Source organism: Streptomyces sp. NPDC017940, from assembly GCF_044328435.1.
In the GTDB taxonomy this organism is placed as follows: domain Bacteria; phylum Actinomycetota; class Actinomycetes; order Streptomycetales; family Streptomycetaceae; genus Streptomyces.
This window is the reverse complement of sequence record NZ_JBIRHJ010000005.1, coordinates 180,524-207,049: the sequence shown is the minus strand read 5'-3', so window position 1 is coordinate 207,049 and position 26,526 is coordinate 180,524. Positions and strand designations below refer to the sequence as shown.

21 protein-coding genes and 1 pseudogene are annotated in these 26,526 nt (G+C 69.4%); 12 read left to right on the top strand and 10 right to left on the bottom strand.

Annotated elements, in window-relative coordinates; all coding sequences use genetic code 11:
- The first annotated feature begins 12 nt into the window (after nucleotides 1-12).
- The 3 genes from ACH4DX_RS19080 (at nucleotide 13) to ACH4DX_RS19070 (ending at nucleotide 1,691) form a co-directional block, all read left to right on the top strand.
- The gene (locus tag ACH4DX_RS19080; protein WP_398123634.1) at nucleotides 13-168 is read left to right on the top strand and encodes a hypothetical protein; all 156 of its coding nucleotides are present in this window, start codon (nucleotides 13-15) and stop codon (nucleotides 166-168) included.
- Between the two features lie 325 nt (nucleotides 169-493).
- Nucleotides 494-1,105: a YbhB/YbcL family Raf kinase inhibitor-like protein gene (locus ACH4DX_RS19075; protein WP_398155954.1), complete on the top strand. Its 612-nt coding sequence runs from the start codon at nucleotides 494-496 to the stop codon at nucleotides 1,103-1,105.
- A 223-nt stretch (nucleotides 1,106-1,328) separates the two neighbouring features.
- Nucleotides 1,329-1,691 carry a hypothetical protein gene (locus ACH4DX_RS19070; RefSeq protein ID WP_398155953.1) on the top strand — a complete coding sequence of 121 codons (363 nt, stop codon included), beginning with the start codon at nucleotides 1,329-1,331 and terminating at the stop codon, nucleotides 1,689-1,691.
- A 46-nt stretch (nucleotides 1,692-1,737) separates the two neighbouring features.
- Here the strand turns inward: ACH4DX_RS19070 and ACH4DX_RS19065 are convergent, their stop codons facing one another.
- Nucleotides 1,738-2,349, bottom strand: coding sequence for a dihydrofolate reductase family protein (locus ACH4DX_RS19065; protein WP_398155952.1), 612 nt, complete (start codon nucleotides 2,347-2,349; stop codon nucleotides 1,738-1,740).
- Between the two features lie 292 nt (nucleotides 2,350-2,641).
- Between ACH4DX_RS19065 and ACH4DX_RS19060 the strand changes: the two genes are divergently transcribed.
- The gene (locus tag ACH4DX_RS19060) at nucleotides 2,642-5,188 is read left to right on the top strand and encodes a discoidin domain-containing protein (RefSeq protein ID WP_398155951.1); all 2,547 of its coding nucleotides are present in this window, start codon (nucleotides 2,642-2,644) and stop codon (nucleotides 5,186-5,188) included.
- Between the two features lie 219 nt (nucleotides 5,189-5,407).
- Here the strand turns inward: ACH4DX_RS19060 and ACH4DX_RS19055 are convergent, their stop codons facing one another.
- Complete coding sequence (locus ACH4DX_RS19055) at nucleotides 5,408-8,887, bottom strand: ALF repeat-containing protein (RefSeq protein WP_398155950.1); 3,480 nt, start codon at nucleotides 8,885-8,887, stop codon at nucleotides 5,408-5,410.
- Between the two features lie 634 nt (nucleotides 8,888-9,521).
- On the opposite strand from ACH4DX_RS19055, the gene ACH4DX_RS19050 reads away from it, so the two are divergent.
- Nucleotides 9,522-9,935, top strand: a complete 414-nt coding sequence (locus tag ACH4DX_RS19050) for a hypothetical protein (protein ID WP_398123628.1) — start codon at nucleotides 9,522-9,524, stop codon at nucleotides 9,933-9,935.
- Nucleotides 9,936-10,102: 167 nt separating this feature from the next.
- Nucleotides 10,103-11,740 (top strand): trypsin-like serine protease, encoded by a 1,638-nt coding sequence (locus ACH4DX_RS19045; RefSeq protein WP_398155949.1) that lies wholly within the window; start codon nucleotides 10,103-10,105, stop codon nucleotides 11,738-11,740.
- 218 nt (nucleotides 11,741-11,958) lie between these two features.
- On the opposite strand, the gene ACH4DX_RS19040 is transcribed toward ACH4DX_RS19045, so the two are convergent.
- The 4 genes from ACH4DX_RS19040 to ACH4DX_RS19025 form a co-directional block, all read right to left on the bottom strand.
- Complete coding sequence (locus ACH4DX_RS19040; protein WP_398155948.1) at nucleotides 11,959-12,312, bottom strand: hypothetical protein; 354 nt, start codon at nucleotides 12,310-12,312, stop codon at nucleotides 11,959-11,961.
- A 295-nt stretch (nucleotides 12,313-12,607) separates the two neighbouring features.
- Nucleotides 12,608-13,069, bottom strand: a complete 462-nt coding sequence (locus ACH4DX_RS19035) for a MarR family winged helix-turn-helix transcriptional regulator (RefSeq protein WP_398155947.1) — start codon at nucleotides 13,067-13,069, stop codon at nucleotides 12,608-12,610.
- Between the two features lie 154 nt (nucleotides 13,070-13,223).
- Nucleotides 13,224-13,883, bottom strand: coding sequence for a hydrolase (locus tag ACH4DX_RS19030; protein WP_398155946.1), 660 nt, complete (start codon nucleotides 13,881-13,883; stop codon nucleotides 13,224-13,226).
- Nucleotides 13,884-14,329: 446 nt separating this feature from the next.
- The gene (locus tag ACH4DX_RS19025) at nucleotides 14,330-14,572 is read right to left on the bottom strand and encodes a hypothetical protein (protein ID WP_398123623.1); all 243 of its coding nucleotides are present in this window, start codon (nucleotides 14,570-14,572) and stop codon (nucleotides 14,330-14,332) included.
- 506 nt (nucleotides 14,573-15,078) lie between these two features.
- On the opposite strand from ACH4DX_RS19025, the gene ACH4DX_RS19020 reads away from it, so the two are divergent.
- Genes ACH4DX_RS19020 through ACH4DX_RS19010 form a run of 3 tightly spaced genes read left to right on the top strand, consistent with a single transcriptional unit; the run spans nucleotide 15,079 to nucleotide 17,869 of the window.
- Entirely contained in the window at nucleotides 15,079-15,762 is a 684-nt protein-coding gene (locus ACH4DX_RS19020) for a response regulator (RefSeq protein WP_398123622.1), read from the top strand.
- Nucleotides 15,759-17,282, top strand: coding sequence for an ATP-binding protein (locus ACH4DX_RS19015; RefSeq protein ID WP_398155945.1), 1,524 nt, complete (start codon nucleotides 15,759-15,761; stop codon nucleotides 17,280-17,282). Before ACH4DX_RS19020 ends, ACH4DX_RS19015 begins: the two co-directional genes overlap by 4 nt.
- A complete protein-coding gene (locus ACH4DX_RS19010; RefSeq protein ID WP_398155944.1) occupies nucleotides 17,279-17,869 on the top strand; it encodes a hypothetical protein in 591 nt (196 codons plus the stop codon). Before ACH4DX_RS19015 ends, ACH4DX_RS19010 begins: the two co-directional genes overlap by 4 nt.
- Before the next feature lie 217 nt (nucleotides 17,870-18,086).
- On the opposite strand, the gene ACH4DX_RS19005 is transcribed toward ACH4DX_RS19010, so the two are convergent.
- The 3 genes from ACH4DX_RS19005 to ACH4DX_RS18995 form a co-directional block, all read right to left on the bottom strand.
- Entirely contained in the window at nucleotides 18,087-21,437 is a 3,351-nt protein-coding gene (locus ACH4DX_RS19005; RefSeq protein ID WP_398155943.1) for a S8 family peptidase, read from the bottom strand.
- Nucleotides 21,438-21,944: 507 nt separating this feature from the next.
- The gene (locus ACH4DX_RS19000; protein WP_398155942.1) at nucleotides 21,945-22,103 is read right to left on the bottom strand and encodes a hypothetical protein; all 159 of its coding nucleotides are present in this window, start codon (nucleotides 22,101-22,103) and stop codon (nucleotides 21,945-21,947) included.
- 36 nt (nucleotides 22,104-22,139) lie between these two features.
- A complete protein-coding gene (locus tag ACH4DX_RS18995) occupies nucleotides 22,140-23,537 on the bottom strand; it encodes a glutamine synthetase family protein (RefSeq protein WP_398155941.1) in 1,398 nt (465 codons plus the stop codon).
- A 117-nt stretch (nucleotides 23,538-23,654) separates the two neighbouring features.
- Between ACH4DX_RS18995 and ACH4DX_RS18990 the strand changes: the two genes are divergently transcribed.
- From ACH4DX_RS18990 to ACH4DX_RS18980, 3 genes and pseudogenes are all read left to right on the top strand, one after another.
- Nucleotides 23,655-24,689, top strand: a complete 1,035-nt coding sequence (locus ACH4DX_RS18990) for an ornithine cyclodeaminase family protein (protein WP_398155940.1) — start codon at nucleotides 23,655-23,657, stop codon at nucleotides 24,687-24,689.
- A pseudogene (locus ACH4DX_RS18985) lies at nucleotides 24,686-24,919 on the top strand (hypothetical protein); the annotation flags it as partial. The gene ACH4DX_RS18990 and the pseudogene ACH4DX_RS18985, both read left to right, overlap by 4 nt.
- A complete protein-coding gene (locus tag ACH4DX_RS18980) occupies nucleotides 24,870-25,391 on the top strand; it encodes a transposase (RefSeq protein ID WP_398155939.1) in 522 nt (173 codons plus the stop codon). The pseudogene ACH4DX_RS18985 and the gene ACH4DX_RS18980, both read left to right, overlap by 50 nt.
- A 48-nt stretch (nucleotides 25,392-25,439) precedes the next feature.
- Here the strand turns inward: ACH4DX_RS18980 and ACH4DX_RS18975 are convergent, their stop codons facing one another.
- Complete coding sequence (locus ACH4DX_RS18975; RefSeq protein ID WP_398156218.1) at nucleotides 25,440-26,204, bottom strand: GNAT family N-acetyltransferase; 765 nt, start codon at nucleotides 26,202-26,204, stop codon at nucleotides 25,440-25,442.
- Nucleotides 26,205-26,526 lie beyond the last annotated feature (322 nt).

Here is a 26,526-nt window from a genome sequence, read left to right as displayed (position 1 = left end):
CGGAGCGGAAAAATGATTGTGCTTGGCGCGATTTTGCTGATCATCGGCATGCTGGTCGGTATTTCACTGCTCACGGTCGTCGGCGGGGTTCTCGTCGTGGTCGGAGCAGCCCTGTGGATTCTCGGTGCGACGGGTCGCACGGTCGGCCGTCGCAAGCACTACTTCTGACAGCTGGACCCGGTGCGGTCGCTCGACGACGCACCTACGTCCCTCGTACGCCCGGGGCCTGGCGGAGAACTTTCCGCCGGGCCCTGTGGCGTGCTCAGGGTGCTACGGCTCGCCACTGTCGCGACCAGTCCCGCACCGAAAGACCACGTACCACTCCAACTGGCGGCGGTAACCGGCTTGTGAGTCCGACGCGAGAGAAGTACACCGATCGGGTCGATAAGTGACATGACGACAGAACCCGCGATGCCTACGCTGGTTCCTACGGACGATCACCACTCTCGCGCCACGGAACCCAAGCGACCACAAGTATCCTCGGGAGCCCCCAGTGAGAAGTGCAAAAGTGGCACTGTGCGCTCTGCTCGTCACCGGAGCCGTCGGTCTCTCGCCAACGACCGCTTCATCGACCGCGTCGGCACCCTCGACACCGTCGGCATCCTCGACACCCCGGAACGCGTTCGCCCTCTCCAGTCCCGCATTCGTCGACGGCGGCGTCATCCCCAAGGTCCACGAGTGCACCAGCGGCGGAGGGAACGACCCCGCCAAGAGGAACGAATCGCCTCCCTTGACCTGGTCGGGTGCTCCAACCGCCGCGAAGAGCTACGCGATCGTCATGCGCGATCTGGACAACTCCCACCTCATCCACTGGGTCATCTACGACATCCCGGCGAGCACGACAGCGCTCCCTCAGAACGTCGACCACACATACCGGCCCTCGACCCCGGCGGGAGCCAGGCAGGTCTACTACCGCGGCAGCGCCAGCCTCTACGGCTACCAGGGACCGTGCTCGCCCTCGACGGTGAACACCTACGAGTTCGTCGTCCACGCGCTCAACCAGACATCGCTGACCAGGCTGAACTCCAACTCGTCGACCCAGACCGCGGCCAGGGAGATCGTCGCGGCGTCGATCGGCTCGGCGAGGATCAGCGGCGAGTCATAACACGGCCGTGCCGTCCCGCCACTCCACGTCCCGGTCCACCACGGCAGGACGGCGCGAGGCACAGCAAACAAGGCCGGTGCAGACGCGGCGGTTCCGGACAGCGGGGCGCAGACGCGGCCGGTTCCGGACTGTGCACGGCAGACGGGCCACCGTGAGACTTTACGCCAGCCCGTACGGCCATCCACCGTGCGCCGTAGGGTCCTTGGCGAAGGGTGGAGGACACATGAGTCATCGATCGCGCCGCTTCCTGGCAACGGGCGCCGTGCTGGCAGCCGCCACGAGCGCAGTCGTCACGGGAGCGCCGACCGCACAGGCAGCCACGGTCACCCATTGCCCCACGTCCAAATCCACCGCCTTGCTGCCGACCGGGCAGGGGTACTTCTTTCCCAATCTGACGGTGTCGGCGGCTGCCTGCGGCTTCGTCGACAACGGGGCTCCCTACCGCTTCACCATCGGCACGGCGACGTCGAACGTGATTGTCGGAGGGGGGCAGGTCCGCACGCACACCGTCGAGAACCTGACCACGGAGTGCACCCAAGTACAGGGCACCACCACCCTCTTCGCCTCCGGCTGCCACGCCCCCTGAGCCCGCCCGAGCATCACCGCAGCGGCCCGGAACGAAACCGCTGGTCCTACGTCCGCCGGTAGCACAGGGCGACGGCGCCTGTCGTGGGGACGGTAGTGGCGTGCGAGAGCCGCCACTTCGACGAGAAGCCCTCGGGCAGCAGACGTACTCCTCCTCCGAGAGTCGTCGGGAGCACGGTCAGGGAGAGTTCGTCGATCAGGTCGGCCCTGAGCAGCGCCTGGATGACGCTGGCGCTGTTCAGGACGAGGATGTCGCGGCCCGGACCGGCCTTGAGGGAGCGCACCTCGGCTTCGAGGTCGCGGGCGACCCGGGCGTTGGTCCATTCCGTCTTGTCCAGGTCGGACTGCTCCAGGGTCCTGGAGACAACCACCTTGTCGACGGTGGCGAGCCAGTTTCCCAGATCGCGGGTCCGGGCCGAACTGGTCGGGTCGCTGGTCAACCCGGGCCATACGGAGGTGAAGCCCTCCCAGTTGACACGGCCGACGACCGCTGTGCTCACCCCGCGCCAGATCCCCTCGTACATGATCTCGCTCTGCTCGCTGGTGATGTGCTCCATGGCCCAGCCCATGTCGTCCTCTGCGCCTGTACTGGTGTATCCGTCCATCGAGACGACGGCGTCGGCGATGACCTTGCGCTGCTGTTCGGTGTGCACAGCCATGGTGGGTCCCCTCTGATGGTTGACGTTCGCTTCATAGGACTCCCGGCACTGCGGAAACTCATCGCTCGGTAAGTCGCATAGGGCCACTCCGCTCCCGTGCCTCCCGCGCTTCGGAGGCCTGTCGGCACCGCACACCGGTCGGCGGCTATCCGCTCGCCCGAGGCTCGTACGAGACCGACGGGTCTGCCTGGACATGAGGCGATTGGCGTGCGAGCACCCTTTACACGCCTCCACCCGTTTGCCATGGTCATGCCCTCATCTGCGCACCTTCGCGCACCTATGGGGGGACACCATGTTGACCCGTCTGCTCAAGCCCTTTCGACCCGACAGACTCAGATCCACCGGCCTCATAGCGGTCGCGCTGGCCGCCGTCGTCGCCGCGCTGCTCCCGCTCGCCGGAGTCGGCCCGGCCACCGCCGCCAACGACGCGGGACCCGCCGCGGCACCCGACCCGCGGCATCCGATGGCAGCACCGCACGAGCCGGTGGTACCGGCCGACGCCATGGAACCGACCGCCCCCGTGCTCCCGAGGACCGGCTGGACCGTGTCCGCCAGCGACGAGGAGACGGCATCCGAGGACGGCCGCGCCGCGAACGTCCTCGACGGCAGCAACGCCACCATCTGGCACAGCCGCTATTCCGGCACCCCGCAGCCTCTGCCGCACAGCATCACCATCGACATGCACCGCACCGCTGTCGTATCCGGGCTCGTCTACCAACCGCGCACCGACAGCGCCAACGGCAGGGTGGGTTCGTACAGCATCCAGCTCAGTGCCAACGGTACGAGTTGGGGTTCGGCCGTCGCCTCCGGCACCCTCGGCGACGACGCGGCCGCCAAGACCCTGAGCTTCGCCGCACAGGGGACCCGCTATGTGCGGCTCACTGCGACGAGCGAGGCAGGAAACCGCGGCCCGTGGTCGTCGGCGGCCGAGATCAACCTCCTCGGCGACCCCGGCTCGCCCGCCTCCGTGGTCGACCTGCCGCGCACGGGCTGGACCGCGACGGCGAGCGACGAGGAGACGAGCAGCTCGTCGGACCGGGCCGCGAACGTCCTCGACGGCGACGCGGACACCATCTGGCACAGCCGCTACTCCGGCACCCCGCAACCCCTGCCGCACAGCATCTCCATCGACATGAAGAGCGCCCGCGACGTCTCGGCCCTCACCTACCAGCCGCGCACCTCCGGCGCCAACGGCCGCGTCGGCGCCTACACCGTCACGACCAGCACGGACGGCACCACGTTCGGGGCGCCTGTCGCGAGCGGCACCTGGAAGGACGACGACACCGTCAAGGGCGCCACCTTCTCCCGCACCGTCAGCGCGCGCTACGTACGGCTGACGGCGACCACCGAGGCAGGCGGGCGGGGGCCGTGGTCCTCGGCGGCGGAGATCCGTCTGAGCGCCCCGGCGAATCCGGCGACCTCCGGCTCCTGGGGCCGGGTCACCGGATTCCCGCTGGTTCCCGTGGCCACCGCCCTGCTGCCGAACAACAAGCTCCTCGCCTGGTCCGCGTACGGCATCGACCGCTTCGGCGGGAGCAACGGCTACACCCAGACCGCGATCATGGACCTCGGTACGGGAGCGGTCACCCAGCGGCGCGTCGACAACACCAAGCACGACATGTTCTGCCCCGGCATCGCGGTCCTGAGGGACGGCCGGGTCCTCGTCACCGGCGGCAGCAACGCCGAACGGGCCAGCATCTACGATCCGGCCACCGACAGCTGGTCGTCCACGACCGACATGAACATCGCCCGCGGCTACCAGGCCATGACCCTGCTCTCCAACGGTGACGCCTTCGTCCTCGGCGGCTCCTGGAGCGGCAACCCGGCCGCCGGCAAGGACGGCGAGGTCTGGTCGCCGACCACCGGCGGCTGGCGCAAGCTGTCCGGCGTACCGGCGACCAACACCATGACGGCCGATCCGCGGGGCCCCTACCGGGCCGACAACCACCAGTGGCTGCACGCGACGTCGAACGGCCGGGTCCTGCACCTCGGGCCGAGCAAGCAGATGAACTGGATCTCCACCCAGGGCAACGGCTCCCTCACGGCCGCCGGTACGCGCGCCGACAGCGCGGACGCCATGAACGGCAACGCCGTCGCGTACGACATCGGCAAACTGCTCACGCTGGGCGGCGCGACCACCTACGAGAACACGACGGCCACCCGGCGCGCCTACACCGTCGACCTCGGTACGGGCGGCCAGCCGCGTGCCGCGCGCACCGGCGACATGGACTACGCCCGTTCCTTCAGCAACAGCGTGGTCATGCCGGACGGCAAGGTCGCCGTGTTCGGCGGGCAGTCCTATCCGGTTCCGTTCAGCGACGCGACGTCGGCGCTGACACCGGAGATATGGGATCCGGCGACGGGGCGGTTCACGCGGATGGCGAGCATGCCCGTGCCGCGCAACTACCACAGCGTGGCCAACCTGCTGCCCGACGGGCGCATCTTCTCCGGGGGCGGCGGCCTGTGCGGCGACTGCGCCACCAACCACGCCGACGGTGCCGTCTTCACTCCGCCCTACCTGCTCAACGCCGACGGCACCGAGCGCAAGCGCCCGGTCATCACGGGCACGGTGCCCTCCCGGGTGTCCCACGGGGCGACCGTGCCCGTGACCACGGACTCGGCGGTCACCAAGTTCGCCCTGGTGCGGGCGGGTGCGGCGACCCACTCCACGGACAACGACCAGCGGCGCGTGCCGCTCACCTTCACCCGTAACAGCGCGACGTCGTACACCCTCGACATCCCCTCCGACCCGGGGGTGGCACTACCCGGCAGCTACCTGCTGTTCGCACTCGACGCCGCCGGGGTACCGAGCAAGGCCCGGATGGTCACCGTGGGCTGACCGCGTACGCAGGTGCGGCCTGCTGCCGTGCGGCCACCCGTTCCCCGGCCATGCCGGTCGGGGAACGGGTGGCTTGCTCCGGCTACGGGGACTCGCCGGCCGCCCAGCAGCGACGGCGGGCCCGCCAGGCCCAGTCGATATCCTTGCATGGTCTGCGATGACGATCGGGGCGGAGCCGGTGAGCGGAAGGCCGAAGCGTCCCCCGCGATCCTGTGGCCGTCACAGCAAGGAGGACAGCTTCTTCGTGACGGAAGAGGCGAGCCCTCCGCCCACCCCCACTACTTTGTCGATCGCTTTGCCCGGTGCGATTTTGGGCACCACGCTGAACAGACCTCGAGTGGCGAGTTGCAACGCGAACATCGAGGCGCTGGAGACGAACTCATCGCTGGTGAAACCGTGCTCGAAGCCAGTGAGGATGGTGCTGATCCCGCCGGACGCTATCGACACACAGCTGAGAACGTTCGCGAGCGCACCCAGGGGACGGAGAGGAGCGGCCAGGAAGGACACTGCTCTCAGCCCGATCGAGACCAGGCCCGCGCTCACACTGAGGGTGTGGAAGATGTCGGCCCACCGACCAGCCTGTCCCTGCGTCGGGTCCTGGCCGCCGGTGTCGGACGTGCTCCCGTGAGGTTTGATGTAGTCATGCACAGGGGATTCGGCAGGGTTGTGTTGTTTCTCCCAGTTCTCCTTGGCCTCTGCCTCTGCCTTCTGCGCGGCTTCGGCCACCTCCGCCTGGCGCTTGACCACGGCGATCTTGCGGGCTTCGCTGGCCGCTGCGGCCGCCTGAGCCGCGTCCTTGCCGGCGGCGATCGCGGACTGCCGCGCGCTCGTGGCAGCCGCCCGTGCGGTGTTGGACGAGGTCACAGCACGGCGGGCCGCGTCGATGGCTCTGTTCGCCGAGTAGTTCGCGGTGCGCACCGCACTGTGCGCGGTGCGTGCCGCAGCCCTGGCCGTGTCCGCCGATCCCCGGGCGTCGGCGGCGGACTTGTCCGCCGTGTCGGCGTGCTCGCGTGCCTTATGGGCGAATCCGGCCGCCGCGTCCGCGGACGCCTGCGCCCTGCTGGCCCACTGGGCTGCCTCGGTGGCGGCCTGCCGTGCCTCCGCGGCGGTTTGTGATGCGCGAGCCGCGTCTCGCTGCGCTTCCTGGGCGATCTTCGCCGCTCCGGCGATCGCGGCGCGGATGGCAGCGACGTGACTGGCCGCGTCGTAGTCGAGTTGCGCGGTCTCGTACTGCACCACCTCGATGAACCGCCTGCGCATCCAAGTCGGGCCCTCCATCGCCACCTCGGCGTGCGCCTTGGTGTAGGGGGCGGCGGTGGCGATGATCCGTCCGGTGGCGACCGCGTCGTCCTCACGTACCGCTTCGGCCAGCTCGTGGTCGAAGAAGTCCTGGAGCGCCTTGGCCGTGTTGGCGTCGAGGGCCGCGTTCGCCGCGGCCTTGACGGCCGTACCGGGTTTGCTGCTGAGGATGCGGAAGATGGTGACTCGGTTCTCTGTTTCCCTGGCCCCGACCACTCCCGAGGTCATGAAGTCCCCGACGGCTCGCGGGTCGCTGCTCTCCAGGACCTTGCGCGCCGCCTCCGCGACGGCCGGTTCGGCCACCTGAGCGATGTAAAGGACGGATTCCCGGTCGTCCTGGCCCTGGGCGACGATCCGATCCAGGTCGATCCACGCGAGCACATCGTCGTCGTCGGCAGCCAGCGCGAACTGGGCAGCCTCACGGGTCCAGGTACCCGTCGCGGTCAGCAGACCCGCCGCGGACTTGCGTCCCAACTCCACCGCCGTCGCCAGGTCACCGTCCTTCAGCGCCCGCTCGGCCTCGGCGATCGTCTCCTTGAGGGCCTTGTCGATCAGTTCGGCCTGTGTGCGCTTGTCCCGGTACGCATCGAGTTCCTCCGCCTCGATGCGCGCGAGTTCCCGCGCTTCCTCCATGCCTTGCTTCTTGTCCGCCTCCACACCGGCCAGTTCCGCCTCGCGGGCCGCCTTCTCCACCTTGATCGCTGTTTCGACCGTCTCGGTAGCGACGTCGGCGGCCTTGACCGCCTCGGCCGCGTGCGCGGTGGACCTGTTCGCGTAGTCAAGTGCCTCGCCCGCGTGCCGCACCGCCTCCTCGGCCGCGCCGGCCGCCCTCTCCGCGTGCTCGGCGGCCGAGTTGGCGGCGTCCCGCGAGGCGCGTGCGGCGACCCCGGCGGCACTGGCCAAAGCCTGGGCGGTGGAGGCGGCGTTGGTGGCCTGGTTCGCAGCGGTCGCCGATATGGCCGCCTGCCGCCGTGCCTCGGCCGCGTCCTTCTCCGCCTTGCCGGCTGCGGCGGCTGCCTGGGCCGACGCGCGCGCCGCGGCGGAGGCGTTGCGTGCGGCGGAGGCGGCGCCGAGGCCCGCCTCAGCGGCCTGGGAAGAGGCCACTGCCGCGTGGTCGGCCGCCGTGGCCGCCGACCGCGCCTGCGCCGCCGCGTTCCGCGCCTCGATCGCGGCGTTCTTGGCCGTGCTGGTGTGTGCGGCGTCCCTGGACGCGGCGATCGCGGCGTTGTACGCGCGGGAGGCGGCGGCCCCGGCCGACGCAGCGGCCTGCGAAGCGGCGGTGGCGGCCCAGGAGGCCCGGCGCGAGGCATCCACAGCGGCGTGGGACGCCTTGATGGCGGTTCGGGCGGCGTTCGCGGCGCCCTTGGCGGCCTCGGTCGCCTTGCGCGCCGCGTCACCGGACCTTTTGACGTCCTCCTTGGCCCTCTCGGCTTCGGCCGCCGCCTTCTCGGCCGCCTCCTTCGCCTTCTCGGCCGAGCTCTTGGCGCGCTCGGCCGCTTCGACGGCGAGGTCGGTCTGGTTCCGCGCGTGCCGCCCCTCCCGCTCGACCACCGCGACGAGTTCCTCGATCGTCGAGGCTTCCTGGTCGCGGGCCCGAGCGATGTGCTGGCCCGTGTCGAGGTACCACTGCACGTCCTCGGCCGTACCGCTGAGCGCCCGGTCGGCGTACTTGCGAACCTCCGGTCCCGCAGTACGCAGAGAACTGATGATCTCGGCCCTCATGTCCTCCGCGCGAGCGGCGTACTGGCCCTTCGTCAGGTAGTCCTCCAGGGACTTCCGCGTGCCGGTGTCCAGGGCGGCCGAGCCCTCGCGCCTGACCGCCGGGCCCGCGTTCTTCATCACGGCGAGGGTCGCGGCCCGCAGGTCCTCGAGGATGGCCGGGCGGAACCCCTCTTTGACGAACGCCGCGATGGCGTCGTCACCCTGGCTGAGGGCCTGCCCGGCCTCTCGGCGCGTGCCCGTGCCGCCGCGGGCGAGATAGGTGAGGACCGCGACGCGACCGTCCTCCACCGTCAGCCGCGGCAACTGCTCGGTCAAGAAGGCGGAGATGGCGGCCCCATCGCCTGTGAGTGCGTCGGCGGCGGCCCTCTTGACCGCGTGTCCGCCGAGCACCCAGGCCTTCACCACCTTCGCGCGTGCGGTGTCCGGAAGCGCGAACGAATCTGCCGGTTGGTCCTCGGGAACGGCGGACCGGGCGGGGAGGGACAGGATCCAGGGAGAAGAGACCGTGGTCGTGACGGCGGCCAGAGCGCCGACGAAACGACGCCGGCTCCAGAAGGTTGTCTGCATGCTAATACCGTTCACGTCGGGCCTGCCGATGAGCAGACCGGTGGCTGGCCATTGCGGCGGTGAGTCCGCACGTGCCGTCCGTGGCACCGTGGTCGGTGCGGGACGGCACACGGGCGAGGTGGGTGGATTTCTTCCCGTCCCCGTTCTCCCCGGCGGAAGACGTGCAGGCTTAGGGGGTGAAACTCGGAATGCTCTATTCCGAACCAGCCCCGAGCGAGGCGATACGAGAAGGAATTCTCACACACGTGCAGACCTCACCGGAAGAGTAGGTTTTTCCGGCCCACCGTCCGTCAGTGTTTCCGCTGGTATTCACAGTTGCTCCATGTTCAAGTGCGAGGTATTTAAGGCGAAGGGAGGTGTTATGGGCGATATATTGCTTTCAAAATCCCCCCGTATATGTCGTGATGTTCCAAGATCGGATGCGCTCGCCCCAGTAATTGCCGAGAGGCCTATACGAAACCCTCACGATGAAAAATGGTGGGAAACTGGACATGGCGAAATCATCTGCATACGTTTCTCGACTCAAGATGGCTGATAAACGTATCGAGACGGAAACGAGGTGGTTGAAGGATGGACCCACTCTCGTGGGCCGTCGAGGCCGAACCTCCGGGAGTACCTAGGCGTGCCCTGCGGCCAGTGGTCGGGAGCACCTACTGAAAGGTTCGCCATGCGTCTGTCACGATGGCTGGTCTCCGGATCGGTCGCATGCGGGGCGGTTCTTGGCGTGAGCGTGGGAATGATCGGGATGAGCAGCGCGACGCCCGTGGACGCTCCGGCCCAACCGCCCTTGGCCGTGGAGGACTTCGGCTACCCGAACGCGGACAAGATCTTCGCCGAACAGGGCATCCGCCTCAAGAGCGGTGACGGCCACATCACGCTGGCCACGTGCGACGGTGAGCCCGGCCTGCTCGAAGTCTGGGCCCGGGGCCCACGCGACAGGTACTGCTTCAAGGTGAGTGGGAACCGGGGCTATCTGAGGCTGGACCTCCCCGGCGTGTTCGGAGTCAAGGGAAACAGCTACGACACCGATGTGAACATGACCGTAGCCGGAACGACGAAGTCCTTCGACATCGAGAAGAACACCTGGACTCCGGTAGGGGAGACGAGCGACGACCAGGGGCGTCAGCACACGCTGGTGGAGATCATCAGCGTGAAGTAGGCGTCGCGGGGCGCGCACCGCCGCGTGCTCATGCGCTCACCGATCCACCCGTCGGGCCTGTCGGCGCCTCCCGACGCCCGTCCGACTGCGTTTCTCCACCGCCACGGTGGCGGTCCCCGTCCCGACAGCCGCTCGTCTTCTGAACCCGCACCGCGGAAGGTAGAAGCATGCTCGCATCCCACTCACGCTCGGCGCGGACCACCGGTGTCCTGGTCTCCGTCGCCGCCATCTCCACCGGCATGATCGGGTCTGCTCCCGTCCGTGCGGTGACCGGACCCGACGTCGCCGCCGGCACGTACGCCTCCGTGGCGAAACTGAACATCGGCGACCGGCCCGGCTCCCGTGCCTGCACCGCGGTCCTGGTCGACGAGCGATGGCTGGCCACCGCCGCCAGTTGCTTCGCCACCGCTCCGGGCGAACAGGTGCCCGCGGGAAAGCCGGCGATGCAGAGCACGGCCACCCTCAGCGACGGGCGGACCGTCGAGATCGCCGAACTCCTGCCCCGTACCGACCGGGACCTGACCCTGGCCCGGCTTGCCACCCCTGCCACCGGTATCGCCGGCGTCAGGCGCGCCGCCGCCCCCGCCGACGTCGGCGCCACCCTCACGGCGGCCGGCTTCGGACGCACCCGGACCGAATGGGTTCCGGGCAAACTGCACACCGGGGCGTTCACGGTCGACTCCGCCGATTCCACCACGCTGTCCAGCACGGGAAAGGGCACCGATGCCCTCTGCAAGGGTGACACCGGCGGGCCGCTGATGAACGCGTCCGGTGAACTCGTCGCCATCAACAGCCGCTCATGGCAGGGCGGCTGCCTCGGCACCCCTACGACCGAAGTCCGCACCGGCGCGGTCTCGGCGCGCATCGACGACCTGCACGACTGGGTGCAGCAGGCACGTGCCCTGACGCCCGGCTGGAAGACCGAGACCCTCGTGCAGGCGGGCTCCACCCTGTACCAGGGCATCCGGTTGGCCGACGGCTCCTGGACCGGCTTCGCCGATGTACAGGCCAAGGTGGGTGATATCGGTGGCATACGTACGGCCGCCGCTGCCGGCGTCGACGGCGACACGCACGTGCTGGCGCTCGGTGGTGACGGCCGTATCCGGCATGCCATCCGTACGGCACAGGGCAGGTGGGGCGGCTACGGGGACGTAGGAGCCGTCGCCGGTGTCCTCGGCGACGTCACCCAGTTGTCGGCCGTGTCCATCGGCGCCGACCTGCACGTCGTCGCGGTCGCGGACGGCAGGATCTTCCACACCCAGCGACGTGCCGACGGCACCTGGTCGCGGTTCGGCGACATCGCTTCCGTGGTCGGTCCGCTCGGCACCATCACCCATGCCGCCACAGCGAGTGTGGGAGGGCGTCTGCACATCGCCGCCGTCAGCGGCGGCAAGGCGTACCACGCCTCCCGCGACAGCGCTGGCCACTGGACCGGCTGGGGCGACATCGCACAGGTCGCGGGAGACACCGGCCCCCTCACATCCGTGACCATGGCCGGCGCGGGCAACGACACTCACTTCGTCATCGCCACCGACGACGGAAGCCGCCAGTACCACGCCATCCGCCGCGGTGACGGGAACTGGGAACGGTTCGGTGAGCTGACCGACCAGCTCGGCGGCGTCCAGGCCAAGTCCGTGAGCGCGGGCACGGTCGACGGTGAACTGCAAGTCGCCGTGACCACATCCGACAACCGCCTCCTGCACACCATCCGCCACACCGACCGCACCTGGGCCCCGACCCTCCCGGTCGCCACCGGGGGTGTCACCGGCAACTTCGGTTCCATCGCCATCACCGGCACTCTCTGAGCATCCCCGGGTCGGTCTCCGTGCGGTCGCGAGCACCGCAGAGGCCGGCCGGGCGGGGAGGCGGGCTGTTGTGACGTGATGTCACTCTCGCCTTCGGAGCGCCGACCGTTCCGTACGCAGTGCACGACGACGTCCCGCACGCCCCCGACAGGGCCGTGCGGGACGCCGGTCCACCCGCTCTCAACACGGCGACGGGCGAGGAGGTCCGTGGGCCGGGCTCACACCGCCTGGAGAAGGTAGATGTAGCCGGTCCCGATGGTGGAACAGGACAGGGTGCTCCTCGCTTCGGTGTAGGTGAACCCCTGCGGGACGGTGCAGGCCCACAGGCCCGTCCTGGGCTTCACCACGTCGTAGTAGGGGCGGGTACCGATGGTGGAGCAGGAATTGGTGACCGTCACCGAGACGTAGGTGTAACCCGACGGGACGGTGCAGGACCAGTAATTGGGGGCCTTGTTGCCGCCCGCGGTCGAAGCCGGGGTTCCGGTCACCGTCGCGGATGCCTGCGTGGTGCCCAACACGGCGGCAGCGGTGACCAGGCCGAGCAGCAGCGGCCGGAGTCTCGATCGAAACATGGGATTGCTCTCCTGGTTGGTCGTCCTTGTGAGCGGAACCGATCAGTGGAGAACGGGCCGGGCTCCGGTCCGTGCCCCGCAGAGCGCACCTCGGGAGTTTCACAGCGCGCTCGCGGACCGGCAAGCGCACAGCGTGCCGCACCGTGCGGAATCGGCCGTACCGCGCGCCGTGGACGCTGTTGCGGATTGCGCACTGGGTCTTCTTGTCCAGGTCGTACCCGACGACCAGTTCGCGGTAGCGGGAACTCTGTTCCAGTAGTACTCGACTCACCTCGGGCGGGTCGGCGCCCTCCGTTCAGGCGTCGTCCAGCTTCTTCACCACGCGGACGGAGACCTCGGCCAGGGTGCGGAGTTCGGCGGCGGTGAGGTGGTCCAGGAAGAGGGAGCGGACGGCCTGCACATGCAGGGGAGCGGCTGCGGTGATGGCCTCGCGTCCCGCATCGGTGATGACCGCGAAGGCGCCGCGCCCGTCATCCCCGCACTCCTCCCGCACCACGAGACCCCGCCGGATCATCCGTGCCAGGTGGTGGGACATCCGGCTCTTCTCCCACTCCAGCGACCGGGCGAGGTCCTGGTACCGCTGACGGCCCTCCGGGACGTCCGTCAGGTTGACCAGGACCGCGTAATCCGTGGCCGTCAGCTGGGATTCCGTCAGCAACAGATGCGACAGGCGGCCGATGAGCCGCTCATGCAGGCGGACGAAACTCCTCCACGCGTGCTGCTCCTCTGCCGTCAGCCAGTTCACTCCATCGGTCACGAGGGCGAGTGTAATGAACCGGTTGACGTGTCATCGGACCCGGCTGGGTGTCGGGGGCGTCAGCGTGCCGGGCGGGAGCGTGCCGCGCGGCAGGGCGGCCGGGGCAGGAGGGGCCGGGGGCATCGGGTCGCCCCGGTGCCCCCGGCCGTCACGCTCAAGCCGTCTGGGCGACCGGGGTGTTCAGGAGCTGCTGCTCCCAGACCGTCGCTATCCCGGTGGCACCCGTGTGTTCCAGGGCCGCGAGCTGGTCCTCCGGCGTGATGCGGTCCGTCCGGGCCCAGTCGCGCTGCCACTCGCCCATCACGGCCAGCCAGGTGATCGGCACGACCCCCGCCTGGATCATGCGCTGCACGGCCATGTCATGGGCCTCGGCCGACACGCCGCCGGAAGCGTCGGTGACGGCGTAGACATCGAAGCCTTCGCCCACCGCCTGGATGGCGGGCATGGCCACGCAGATCTCCGTCCACAGCCCGGCGATGATCAGCTTCTTGCGTCCGGTGGCCTTCACCGCGTCCACGACGACCTGGTCCTGCCAGGTGTTGATGAAGGTCCTGTTGATCGGCTTCTGGTCCGGAAAGACGTCCTGGAGCGGCTGGATCAACAGGCCCCCGCGCTCTTCCACGACCGTGGTCAGGATCGTCGGGACGCCGTAGCCCTTGGCCGCCTTGGCCAGGCCCACGACGTTGTTGGTGACCATCATCGGCTCGTGACTGTGCAGGTTGGCGAACTGGTACGGCTGGTGGTCGATCAGTACCAGGACGCTCTCCTCAGGGGTCAGCAGGGCTTCGAGGCCGGCCTTCGGCGACGTGGTCATGGAGGTCTCCTCAAGGAGTACGGGGCGTGCCCGAACCAGTATGGTTGACGTGTCATCTTTCTATATGACACGTCAACTACTTGTCCAGCAGGGGCTGTTGGAGGGTGAGTAAAAGCAGCCCTGTACGACCAAGAGAAACTTCTACGAGCCGGAAACCTGGAGCAGCACGGACAGCGGGGCCGTGCCATTACTGGCCGCGACGGCACCGTTCGCGTGCTGGTCCGGGACGGCATGCACCTGGGGGTTGAGCCGCCGGCTCACCCGAGCGCAAGCCGTCCGGTCCGGCGCGGGCGCCCACGACGCGCAGCTGGCGCTTCATCAGGCGGAGGTGGCGACCCTCGACGCCCTGGTCTTCGTGCACCCGAACTGGTGGGGCATGCCACCCGCGGTCCGCACGGGATGGGTGCGGGTGGCCCCGGCGTGCTCGCCGGGACCACCCGTTCTTGTCAGTAGCGGACCCAGAGGACGATGACGTCCGGTCTGGCGGAGCTGAGGGGCTCGCAGAAGAAGATCGGGCCCCAGATCCGGTATCCGGCCTGGCCCGTGGCCTGGCAGTCGGCGTACGAGGCGTGGTGGCTGCGTGCGTAGAAACCGGGGCCCGGGGCGGCCTCGGCGGTACCGGCGAAGCCGAGCGCGAGGACTGCGGCGGTGGCGGCGGTGGTGAGAGCGGCTGCTGCGCGACGGTACATGGCATGTCCTCCCGAAGACGCCGAGATGCCTCGGCGGAGTGTCCGACGATGCGATGTGGTGCGGTACGTGCTCGACGTGCTGGGCTGCGCAGCCGAGCATGAACGTACCGGCACGGACACCGCCGCACAATAGGTCTAGGCCAATATGTCGAGGCCGTCCTCGCCCGGGTGCCACCCGGGAACAGCCTGCTCAGACCCCGCATGGGCCTTGCTTGGATCAAGGCGGCCCCTGACGGCCGTGGTGCCGCAAGGGCCCGCTGGGCCCCAACGGTTCGGAGCCGCTCGAACGGGACTCCGTACGGCGTGCTCGATTATGCTCCCGCCAGGAGAGGCGCCGACCGGGCGGAACTCGGGGGCAGGCAGGGGAGGAAGGCGGGAGAGGAACACGCTCAGCGCTTCGCAGGGCTCGCCGCGTCGGGCCATGACGTCCACGACGAGGCCGTCTCATACGCCCCCCGTACCCTCTTCCTCCCTTCCACCTCCTCCCAGGGCCTGGAGCTACCGGCATGCCACGCGTCGTCCTTGTCGAAGATGACCCGTCCGTACGGGACGGCGTCGAGTTGGGGCTCCGCAGGCGCGGCCACGAGGTGTTCGCCACCGCGACCGGCGAGGCCGGTCTGGAAGCACTCGACGCGTTCCGCCCCGATCTCCTGCTGCTCGACCTGATGCTGCCCCGGATGGACGGCGTCGAGGTGTGCCGCCGGGTACGCAGGACCAGCCAGTTGCCGATCATCATGCTCACCGCGCGCGGCGACGACGTGGACATCGTCGTCGGCCTGGACGCGGGAGCGGACGACTACGTCGTCAAGCCCGCCCGTACCGCGGTCATCGAGGCCCGCATACGCGCGGTGCTGCGCGGCGTCGAAGCCCCGGGCGGCCCGCGGCCCGCCGTCGAACGCCACGGTGACCTCGACGTCGACCGAGCCGGGCACACCGTGTCCAAGTCGGGCCAGCCGGTCGCCCTGGCACCGTCCGAGCTGAAGCTGCTCCTGTTCCTGTCCGCGGATCCGGGCCGGGTCTTCAGCCGCCAACGGCTCCTGGAAGCAGTGTGGGACCACAGCTACCACAGCGACGCACGCCTGGTGGACGCCTGCGTACGCCGACTGCGCAGCAAGATCGAGAACCGGTCCGACAGCCCTCGGTACATCCAAACCCTGCGGGGGTTCGGCTACCGTTTCGGCCCGCTGTGAGGATACCGGGAGCGGCAGCCGCTTTCGGGGTACGCCCCCGGCTGGTGCTCGCCTTCCTGCTGGTGGCCGCCGTCAGCGCGGTCACCACCGCCGCGCTGACCTACCGCGAGGCGCGCAGCGCCGTCCTCGAACGCGCCCAGGACACGGCCGTCGCCTCCTTCCGCGAAGAGGTCGAACGGTTCGTCCCCGGCCTGCCCCTGGACCGGGAAGGGGTCCGATGGCAGCTCTACGACATCGCGGCACGCTCCAAACCCCATCCGTGGATCGTGTTCGCCGAGTACGGATCGGTACGCGTCTCCTCGGGCGACCGGGTCGTCTCCGGCGTGCTGACCGCGGAGCTGCGCCGTTCCGCGCGCACGTCGCCGCGCGGCACCTTCCAACGGGTCGTCAAGGGCGGGGACGCGTATCTGACGATCGGGATGCCGGTGATGACACGGGTCGTCGCGGGCGGCCGCGCGGTCCCCAGCGGACTGGTCCTCTACGCCGTGATGCCCATGGTGAACGAGGAGACCGACATCGACGCACTGGTGACCGCCGCCCGCGACGGAGCGCTGCCCGGCCTTGCCGTGGCCCTGGTGCCTGCCCTGTTCGCGGCGCGCAGCGTCCTGCGCCCCGTCCGCGAACTGCGGCGCGCCGCGCACTCCATGGGCGGTGGGCAGCTCGACACCCGTATCACCGTGCGCGGCAGGGACGAGATGGCCGACCTGGCCCGGACATTCAACACGTCGGCCGCCCGCCTCGAACACTCCGTACGGGAGCTGCGGGACGCCGGGGTGCGCGCCCGGCGCTTCGCCTCGGACGTCTCGCACGAACTGCGCACCCCGCTCGCCGGGATGCTCGCCGTCACGGACGTCCTGGACGAGGACGCCGGGACACTCGACCCGGACACCGCCCGGGCGGTGCGTCTGATCAGCGCCGAAACCGGCAAGCTGGCCGTCCTTGTGGAGGACCTCATGGAGATGTCCCGCTTCGACGCCCGCGTGGCGGAACTGAACACCGACGAGGTGGACGCCGCGGAGGCCGTGCGCAGCACCCTGTCCGACCGGAAGTGGCACGACCGGGTCCGTACGGAGCTGCCCGAAGGCATCCGCGTCCGCCTCGACCCGCGCCGCTTCGACGTCATCGTGGCCAACCTCGTCGGTAACGCCCTGCACCACGGCGCCGAACCGGTCACCGTACGGCTGTCGGCCCGCGCGGGCGTTCTGCTCGTCGAGGTGCGGGACGAAGGCCCCGGCATCGCGGACGACGTGCTGCCGCACGTCTTCGACCGCTTCTACAAGGCGGACTCCGCACGCTCCCGCTCGTCGGGCAGCGGCCTCGGCCTCGCGATCACCCAGGAGAACGTCCGGCTCCACGGCGGCACGATCCGGGCGCGTAACGCACCCGGCGGCGGCGCCCTGTTCACCGTGGAACTGCCCCTCGGCGGGCCCGCCCCCGGGGTCGGTGCGGCGGACGGGGGCGCGGCCGCGTACAGGGGGGCACCGGGGAACGACACCGACCGGACGGAGGCCACCGCGTGAGGGTGCGGGCGTTCCGTGCGGGCCGGGCAGTCCGCGTCGCGGTGCTGCTGACCCTTGCCGGGGGGCCGCTCACCGGTTGCGGCATCCAGGAGACCGAGGTGGTCGAGGCGGGCAGGCCCGCTTTCGGTGACCTGCTGCCCCCGCGGGAGACACGGCTGCTGCTGTTCTTCTTCTCTCCCGACGGCGAACTGCTGCCCGTGCCTCGGATCGTCGACGTACCGTGGCGCAGCGGCGGTCCGCCCTCGGACAGCGAGGAGTTGGACGCGACGCTCTCTCCCCTGAAAGCCGTCACCGCCCAACTCGACGGTCCGAGCAAGGCCGAACGGCGGGCCGGGTTGCGCAACGACCCCTCGCTGCCCCGTGCGGCGTCCACCGCACAACGGGTCGTGGAAGGCCGCGCAACCGTCGAGGTCAAACTGAACCTGCGGGTGCGGCGGCTGACCGCGGCAGCCCGCGACCAACTCGTCTGCACGGCCGCGTACGCGGCGCACGCGCAGGGGGCACCGCCCGTCAGCCTGGTCGGACAGGACGAGCGTCTGGCCCCGGCCCGCTGCTCCGTTCGCCCGGCCCGAGCCCCGGCACGCTGACCAGGGGCACACGCCAAACCGCCACGGGGCAAGCCCCTTTGGGGGTGGCGACAGAGCACCCTCCCTACGTCGGCGGCAACAGAGCGGCGGCCCGCCGGAGCCATCGCTCCGGCGGGCCGCGCTCGTCCCTCTCACCCCGGGCCGTGTGCCACCCGGCGGAGCCGCAGTCCCGTACGCGGCCGCGCGGGGCCTCGTCGGGGTCGGCCCCGGTGGTGTCTCACTTGCCGAAGTAGGCGTTGTGGATCGTGACCGTAGACTCGTTGTCGCTCTTGTCGGTGACGACGGCCCGCAGCGAGACCGCCTTGCCCTTCTCCGGTCCGCGTACGGTGATACCGCCCGCCTTGTCCGGAGCGGGCAGCCACTTCCTGCCGTCGTACGACACCAGGACGCGCAGCGACTTGAGGGCGGCGCCGGCCGCCGCACCCTGCACCTCGACGGGAACGGTCTGCGTGGCGCCCGCCGGAACGGTGGAGTCCAGCGCGAGGCGCGGCAGGAAACGGACCGTGGAGACGGGAAGCCGCGTCGGCTCGGCAGCGGTGGCCGAGGTGAAGGTCCAGGACGCGTCGATCCGGGTTCCCGTGCGGTTGACCGACGGGTCGCGGTGGATCGTGGTCTGCACCTTGTAGGCGGCGGAATCGGGCGTCAGCCTGAAGGGCCCCTGGTCGATGGCGGCATCCTTCTCGGCGTACAGCCGCCCGTCGCGGTGGATGGTGGTCTTCGCGTCGGTGTACTCGGCGAGTCCGGAGTGGCCCGCGCCGTCGCTGACCAGCGGGAACGCACCGTAGATGTCGTCGCCGTCGCGCACGATCCCCTCGTCCGCGCCCATCCGCGGCCCCAGCGCACCGACGTTGAAGGTCTCCGTGTACGTCTTTCCCGCCGCGAACCGCTGGTACCCGCCGAGGTCGAAGCTCGAGTCGAAGCCGCGTCTGCCGTCTTGGTCCGCCGCGCCGAGGATGCCCGCGACGATGTTCCAGGACGCCCCGTCCTCCGTGGACAGGTACACCTTCCTCGTCCCCGGTGCGGAACGCACGGTGTAGAGGGGCTCGACGCCGCCTCCGTAGTCGAGCATGCCGTGCGCCGCGAGGGCACCGTCGGCACCGGCCACGGACGACCCGACCCTCGCCTTCACCAGGGCCATGTCCTTGACCGTGTACGTCTTCTCGAAGCCGGTGGCCAGCTCACGGACCGGGCCGCCGGTGAGGATGTTGTACTCGGTGCCGTTGCGCTCCCAGTGGCCGGACCACTGCTGGGCGAGGACGCCGTCGGCCATCCTCGGGCCCTGGTACGCGGTGCGGAGGTTGTCGAAGCTGCTGAACTCGCCCCCCTCGATGAGGAACATCTCGGGCGTGTTCAGGCTGTACAGCATCCCGGCACGGGTGGAACGCGCGGCCGTGTCCGGCACCTTCACGTTCACGGGCCGGGTGGTCCGGGCGTCGAGGGTGACGGTGGTGGGACCGGTCACCTTCAGCTCGGGAACACTGATCAGGTCGGCACCCTTCTTCGGGGCCGCCGGGTCTACCAGCATGTCGGCCGCGAGGCTGTAGGTGCCGCGCGGCAGGCGCACCTTGGTGGTACCCGACGACAGGTCCGGGAAGAACCGCTGGCCCGCCGCGGAGTCGCGGTAACCCTTCAGATCGGCGTGCCAGCCGGTGGCGTTGCCGCCGTCCCGGCCGACGGTCCTGAACGTGACGTCGTACGACTCGCTCTCCCGGTCCACCGCGGCCGGGGTGCGCACCCTCTGGCCCTCGCCGGACGCGACGACCGTGGTGGAGTACGCACCGTCGACCGCACCCCCGAGGCGGGTGTCGGCCGTCAGGCCCACGGCGGCGGTCCCGCCCGCCGGGACCATGATCCGCCGTGCGTCGAGAGTGAAGAACTTCTCCGGGGCCGGCTTGCCGTCCCCGCCGGTGGGCTCTGCCAGCGACAGGTCGAGCGTCACGTCGGCGGTGCCGTTGTTCCGGTACGTCACCTGCCGGGTGACGGGCGTGTCATCGGTGTGCGGCCAGGCCTGGGTGCCCAGGTTGACGGAGACCGGCTCGGAGACGACGGTCTGGTCGATCGCCCTGTCGACGGCGAGCCGCCCCGCGCCCTGCTGGAACACCGTGGCGGAGCCGCCCTCCGCCGATCCCGTCAGGGCGGCCTTGAGCTGGGTGCCGGTCCATGCGGGATTCTTCTGCTTGAGGATCGCGGCGGCGCCCGCTACGTGCGGGGTCGCCATCGAGGTGCCGTCCTTGGTGGTGTACCCGGGAGGGCTCTGACCGCCGGTGCCCGCCGCCGCGGCCGCCGTGATCGCCACGCCCGGCCCGGTGAGGTCGGGCTTGACCGCCCCGTCCCCGGTACGGGGCCCGGCGCTGGAGAAGTCGGCGATCAGGTCGTCGTCGTCGACGGCGCCGACCGTCAGCGCCGCGTCGGCGCTGCCCGGGGACGCGACCGTGCCCCGCCCCGGCCCGCTGTTGCCCGCGGCCACCGCGAACAGGACGCCCTTCTCCGCCGAGACCTTGTTGACCTGGGCTTCCATCGGGTCGATCCCGGCGGTGTCGGTGTTGCCCAGGCTCATGTTGATGACGTCGGCACCCTGGGAGACGGCCCAGTCGACCCCCGCGATGATCCCGGAGTCGTCACCGACGCCGTTGTCGTCCAGTACCTTGGCGTTGATGAGTTCGGCACCGGGCGCCACGCCCTTGAACCGGGCGTCCTTGGCTCCCGTACCGGCCGCCGTGGATGCCACATGCGTACCGTGTCCGCTGCGGTCCTTGGCATCCGGGGAACGGCTGAAGTTGCGTTCCGCCACCACCTTGCCCGCGAGGTCCGGGTGGGTGGCGTCGATCCCCGTGTCCACGACGGCGATCTTCACACCGGTACCGTCGTAGGAACGGGCCCATGCCGCCGGAGCACCGATCTGACGGGTGCTGCGGTCGAGCGACGCCTTCCGTACGCCGTCCAGCCAGATCCGCGCGATGCCGGACGCCTTGGCCGCCGAGCCGTCATCGCGTCGGCTGGTCAGGGCGTCCCACAGCGCGCCCGTGCCGTCGTGCGTGGCGGTGCCGGCGCTGGTGACGGCGTCGGCGTCCAGGACCGACAGGGTCCGCCGGAGCGTGGTGCCCTCCGACGAACGCACCTCGGAGCGGGCGGACTTGGCGGCCGAGCCACGGTAACCGACGATCACCTTGAGCCCGGCCCGGTGCGCCTTCTGGCTCTCCGACGTGGCGAGCCCGGTGACGTCGAACAGCCGCCGGTCCAGCGTCCCGTCGGCGATCAGCCGCCTGGCGTCGCGCGGCACCACATAGGTACGGCCGTTCCGGGTCTCGGTGAAGAAGGGCATGTCCTCCCGGCCCTTCGCCCGCTGGATGCCGTCGGCCCGGCCGCGGGAATCCACGAGGACCCGGTCGCCGGTTATGAGGGTGACGGTGGTAACGGACCGGCCGCTCGACTTCACGTTCTTGGCCTTGGCCGGGAAGGCCGTCTCCGGGCCGTCGGTCCCCGCCGACGCCGGGCCGGTCAAGCCCGCCGTGAGCGCGACCGAGGCCGCGGCGACGAGGGCGTACGCCCGCGTTGATCTTTTTCGCAAGATGGTCCCTGGTCAGGAGTGGATCGGTGGGCGAAGCCCCCACCGCACGGGGTGCGTTCGGGTACGCGTTCGCCCCCGGATTCCTGAGTATGCCGAGGCCGATCCGACGCACTCAATGATCGTTGTGTAACAGCGGACCGCCGCGATCCGGTCTGTTGGGGGGAGCGTTCGTGCGTCCCCTGGCCCGGACTCGGACCCGGACCCGGACCCGGACCAAGCGGGGTCGGCCGGGTTCCCTACGTCGAAGCAGCCGAGCGCGGCGGCGTATGTCTCGGGGGCGTGCCTCGACCGCTGCGCCTGGGCGGACCCAGGTGACCGGGTGTCCGGGTGCCCGGGTATCCGGGTGTCGCATCGGGGTTCAGGTCAAGGCGGGGAACATGTCGCACATCGGTACGCACAAAGGCTGGTGGATGTATGACTCGGCGGCCTGTCGGGACCCAGTAACCTAGCCGGTGGCGGCATCTGCACCGGCGGTCAGCCGCATTGTCACCGGCCCGGGTGGGGTTCTCAAGGTACGCCACCGGGCACCGCTACCTCGCGCTCGGCAACTTTGATCGGGCGGCGGAGCCGCAGCGCCTCTTCATCCAGCCCCTCCAGGATGTCCTGGATGTGCCTGCGCTTGCTGTTCAGGACGCTGAGCAGCGTCGTCAGTTCAGTGTCAGCCATGGGTCGGACCCTACGCGGCACCGGCCATGGGTCCGTTCAGCAGCCATCGTTGCCGTACGTCGCCCGTTCCCAGTCTGTGACACTGCCACAGAAGCGGGCCCACTCATCGGCCTTGACCGTCTGGTACAGCTCGGTGAGTTCGGGCCCGAGGGCACCGGTGACGACCGGATCGGCGGCGAACTTCTCCAACGCGTCACCCAGTGTCAGCGGTACCGCGGTGGGTCGGCAGTCTCGAGGCATCTCGCCGTCGCCCTCCCGGGCGGGGCCGGGGTCGGTCTGGTTCTTGATGCCGTCGCTGATGGCGGCGATGAGGACGGCATGGGAGAGGTACGGGTTGACCATGGCGTCCGGCAGCTTGAACTCCAGCCGCCCGTTGGCCGACACACGGACCGTGCACGTCTTGTTGTCCATTCCCCAGTCCGCGTGCGTGGGCGCGAACTGGCCCGCGTGCCAGTATCGCTTGTAGGAGTTGACAGTCGGCCCCATGACCGCGGCCATGGCAGGTGTGTGAGCAAGAATGCCGCCGACGGCGTACCGGCCGATATCAGTGAGATGCAAGCGCGTGGTCCGAGGGTCGGCCAGCACATTGTCCTCACCGCGCCACAGGCTGAGATTGTGATGGCAGCCGTTGCCTTTCCTGTCGTCGGCGGGTTTGGGCATGAAGCTGACGGACACGTCGAACTCGCGAGCGACCTGCCTGCAAATCTGCCGGTGCACGATGAGCCGGTCGGCAGTGCGATCCGCGTGGTCGTACATCCAGTTCAGCTCGAGTTGCCCCGGATCCTCGTAGTCGCCCTCGATCATGTCCAGCCCGAGCGCCTGCCCGTACTCGATCACCTTCTGATAGATGGGCCGATACCGCTCAAGATGGTCGATGTGGTAAGCGGGACTGGTGTGTGGCCGGAAGCGAGGCTCGAGTCCTGGCCCGCTCCAGGACAACTCGGGCTCGCAGCCGCTACGCACCTCCAGTCCCGTCCGCGCGGTGAAAGCGGCATGCACGCGTTGCAGGTTGCCGCGCGGGTCGGTGGCCAGAGCCCGTCCGCCGGCGCCTCCAAGAGTGTGACCGGGTACGTAAAGACGGCAGAAGAACCGACCTGTCCGAGTGTCCCAGGGCAGTACGGCGAAGGTGTCCAGGTCGGGCATGGCCGTGAACTCGGTCGCCCCGCAACCGCCGCCCAGGAGTGTGCCGCGCCGATCGGTCAGCAGGTCCACCAGCCCGGTGCGGTGCAGCTGCACACCACCCTCAAGGCTGCGCACCAGATGCCGAGCGGGGACCACCTTGCCGATCACCCGGCCGGTGAGCGTCACCGTCTGGTAGTACACATACTCCACGCCGGCTTCTGTGAGCCGGTCCCGCACTGCCTTCACGGCCGCCTCATCGGTGTTGCGCTCGCGGTGCTGATCCAGCTCGGACAGGCCGTCAACGGTCGACATGAGTTCCTCGCAGACAAGAGGCCGTGGCTGTCTTCTCACGAATTGCCGCCTATGAGCAACGAAGATAGTTTCAACAGGTGTACCTCGCCCCTTATGCCTAGCGGAAGGGGGGACCGTATGCGGCTCGAAACCCTCGTCATCACCCAGGACGACCTCAACGAGCTCATCCGGCTCCACGGCCGCCATGAACTCATGGACCTGGTGATAGAGCGCCTACAGGAGGCCTTCCTCCTCGCCCACCAGGAGGGGACGATAACGCCCGCCCGCGCCGGCGTACGGCGCTGCCCGGGCGGCACCGGCGTCCTGGAGTGGATGCCGCACCATGACTCAGGGCGCTGCCTCACCCTGAAGACGGTGGCCTACACACCGGCTAACCCGACCTCAAGATCCCTGCCCACCATCCTTGCCGCGCTCACCCGCTTCGACGACACCAGCGGGCATCTCACCGCGGTGTGCGACGGCGTGCTGCCGACCGCGGTCCGCACGGGCGCGGCCTCCGCTGTAGCCAGTCGGCTGCTCGCTCGCCCGGACAGCGGCACGGTCGGACTGATCGGCGCGGGAGCACAGTCCGTCACCCAGCTCCACGCACTCGCGCGGGTCTTCCGCCTCTCCCAAGTCCTCGTGCATGACAGCAACCCCGTGCATTGCGCTAGCTTCGCTGAACGAACCGCCTTCCTCGGGCTCAACGTCCGCGTCGCAGCACCGCAGGAGATCGAGGAAGCCGCCGACATCATCTGCACGGCCACTTCAGTCCCCGTCGACGGCGGACCGGTGCTTGAGGCCACGCACCTCACACCGCATGCTCACATCAACGCCGTCGGTGCCGACCTGCCCGGAAAAACTGAACTGCCACTAGACTTGCTGCGCTCCGCCACAGTCGTCCCCGACCACCTCGAGCAGGCCCGCAAAGAAGGCGAATGCCAGAGGCTGAGCATGGCGGAGATCGGCCCGGACCTACCGAGCCTGCTCGCCTCACCCATGCGGGCACGGGCACTACGCAGCCAGCGCACCGTCTTCGACTCGACCGGGTATGCACTAGAAGATCACGCCGTCCTCGATGTGCTGCTGGAACTGGCCGACAAGTACGACATCGGGGAACGTGTCCAGCTGGAGCACCTGCCTACCGACGCTCTTAACCCATACGGCGCATGACCAGGCGCCCGAACGCGGACGGCGACTACGCCCAGGCTAGGGACGAGTCGCCCGTCGAACGTCCCCCGCGGAGGTACACAGGATCGCCATCGCTACGCCGACCGGTGACATTGGCCGGCGCGAGAGTGGGGTGGCCCCTTGTCTGGCCGCACCGGCAGTTGATCAACGGCATACGGTTCCGTGTACGGTCTGGTGTGCCGTGGCGGGACGTGCCCGTCCAGTACGGAACATGGAGCCGGGTCTACGACTTTTTCAGTCGGTGGCAGCGCAACGGCACCTGGCAGCGGATCCTTATTCGGCTCCAGTCCCGCCGCCGGGCAGCGCGGCGACTCGCCGCAGTTCGAGCCCGTACTGAAGAAGGTCCGCGTGCCCCGCCTCGGGCCGGGTCGGCCACGCGGCCGACCCAACCTGGCCCGCGCGGACAAGGCGTATGCCTCCCGCCGGAACCGCGGCTACCTGCGCCGTCGCGACATCCGCCGCATCATTCTGGACAAGGCCGACCAGGCACGCAACCGCAAGAAGCTCGGTCCCCTCGGTGGTCGGCCGCCCAGGTTCGACGCCGAGGACTACAAGGCTCGGCATGCCGTCGAGTGCGGCATCAACTGCCTCAAAAGGAACCGGGCTGTAGCCACGAGATACGACAAACTTGCGGGCCGTTACGAGGCCACTGTCCTCGTAACAACCATCGATGAATGGCTGTGAACAGCTCAATCAGGGACGGCGGACGGATGTCCGTGGAGTCGTGGAGGGTCAGGTGTTGATGGCGTGTTCGACGAACTGGCCGCAGGCGCGGAACCCCAGGCGGCGGTACACCGGCTCGCCGTCGGCCGATGCCTGAAGGACCGCGATGTCATGGTCTCGCTCGCGGGCAGCGTGAAGCGCCGCGAGCGTGATGGCTCCGCCGTAGCCGCGCCGGCGGTGGGCGGCCAGAGTGGAGATGTTGTAGATGCCGGCGACTCCCGCGTGGTGGAACACCTCGGCGGAGCAGACCGGACGGTTCTCCACGTAGCCCACCAGGTACCGGGCGGGGCAGGTCGCGGCCAGCGCCTGGGAAGCAGCACGGGCGAAGAAGTCACGGACGGTTGCGGCGGGTGGATTCCAGTTCGCGGCGAGGACGGTGGCGTAGTCGGCGAGCTGCTCGGGTGTGGTCACCGTTCGAATGTCGAGACCTGGGACAGAGGGAATCGACAGGGTGTCGTCCAGCTCAGCCCACATGGCCGTCTCACGCTCGGACACCGGCAGGCCGACTGCTGCCAGGCGGGTGGTGAGGTCTGTCGGTGTCGATGCAGGTCCCACCCACCAGGAGAAACCGCGGCCGGTGCCGGCCAGCGTCCCGACGGTCTCGGAGATGCGGGCCGCGGCGTCGCCGACTTTGAAGCGGGCCGCGGCGACGATGTTGAACGTGTCATCGTCCAGGCCGCTGTCCGCGACCAGGAGGTCACCGGTCTCCATGACGGTCGCACCGGACATGCTCCGGTGCAGATGGCAGGCATGTTCCGCCAGGTTCCGCTCCATCCTGTCCGTCAAGTCGGCTTCATCGAGAAAGTGATCATTCATAGGGATCGATTCCAGCACGATCCGGCGAAGACCGCATGTCATTTTTGGGCGGCGCCATGCCGACGACCAGCACTTTCGATACACGCCCTAGCAGTTTCCGCTCGCGGGCTTCCAGGCCCAAATGGTGCAGCGCGGTGCGAGGCCGCCGCTGAGGCAGGACATGGCGGACATGGTCAACGCGCAGAACAACGGGATCTACAACATCGAACCCCGTGACTCGGCCCCTGCCACCGCCACCGGCTCCCATCGGTGGTGTCAGGATGTCCAGTCCTTCGCGTGC

Bases quoted from the DNA above. Each gene is read 5' to 3' on its own strand.
- ACH4DX_RS19080 (WP_398123634.1), top strand. From the start codon at position 13: ATGATTGTGCTTGGCGCGATTTTGCTGATCATCGGCATGCTGGTCGGT.
- ACH4DX_RS19070 (WP_398155953.1), top strand. From the start codon at position 1,329: ATGAGTCATCGATCGCGCCGCTTCCTGGCAACGGGCGCCGTGCTGGCA.
- ACH4DX_RS19065 (WP_398155952.1), bottom strand. From the start codon at position 2,349: ATGGCTGTGCACACCGAACAGCAGCGCAAGGTCATCGCCGACGCCGTC.
- ACH4DX_RS19060 (WP_398155951.1), top strand. From the start codon at position 2,642: ATGTTGACCCGTCTGCTCAAGCCCTTTCGACCCGACAGACTCAGATCC.
- ACH4DX_RS19050 (WP_398123628.1), top strand. From the start codon at position 9,522: ATGAGCAGCGCGACGCCCGTGGACGCTCCGGCCCAACCGCCCTTGGCC.
- ACH4DX_RS19045 (WP_398155949.1), top strand. From the start codon at position 10,103: ATGCTCGCATCCCACTCACGCTCGGCGCGGACCACCGGTGTCCTGGTC.
- ACH4DX_RS19040 (WP_398155948.1), bottom strand. From the start codon at position 12,312: ATGTTTCGATCGAGACTCCGGCCGCTGCTGCTCGGCCTGGTCACCGCT.
- ACH4DX_RS19030 (WP_398155946.1), bottom strand. From the start codon at position 13,883: ATGACCACGTCGCCGAAGGCCGGCCTCGAAGCCCTGCTGACCCCTGAG.
- ACH4DX_RS19025 (WP_398123623.1), bottom strand. From the start codon at position 14,572: ATGTACCGTCGCGCAGCAGCCGCTCTCACCACCGCCGCCACCGCCGCA.
- ACH4DX_RS19020 (WP_398123622.1), top strand. From the start codon at position 15,079: ATGCCACGCGTCGTCCTTGTCGAAGATGACCCGTCCGTACGGGACGGC.
- ACH4DX_RS19000 (WP_398155942.1), bottom strand. From the start codon at position 22,103: ATGGCTGACACTGAACTGACGACGCTGCTCAGCGTCCTGAACAGCAAG.
- ACH4DX_RS18995 (WP_398155941.1), bottom strand. From the start codon at position 23,537: ATGTCGACCGTTGACGGCCTGTCCGAGCTGGATCAGCACCGCGAGCGC.
- ACH4DX_RS18990 (WP_398155940.1), top strand. From the start codon at position 23,655: ATGCGGCTCGAAACCCTCGTCATCACCCAGGACGACCTCAACGAGCTC.
- ACH4DX_RS18975 (WP_398156218.1), bottom strand. From the start codon at position 26,204: ATGGAGCGGAACCTGGCGGAACATGCCTGCCATCTGCACCGGAGCATG.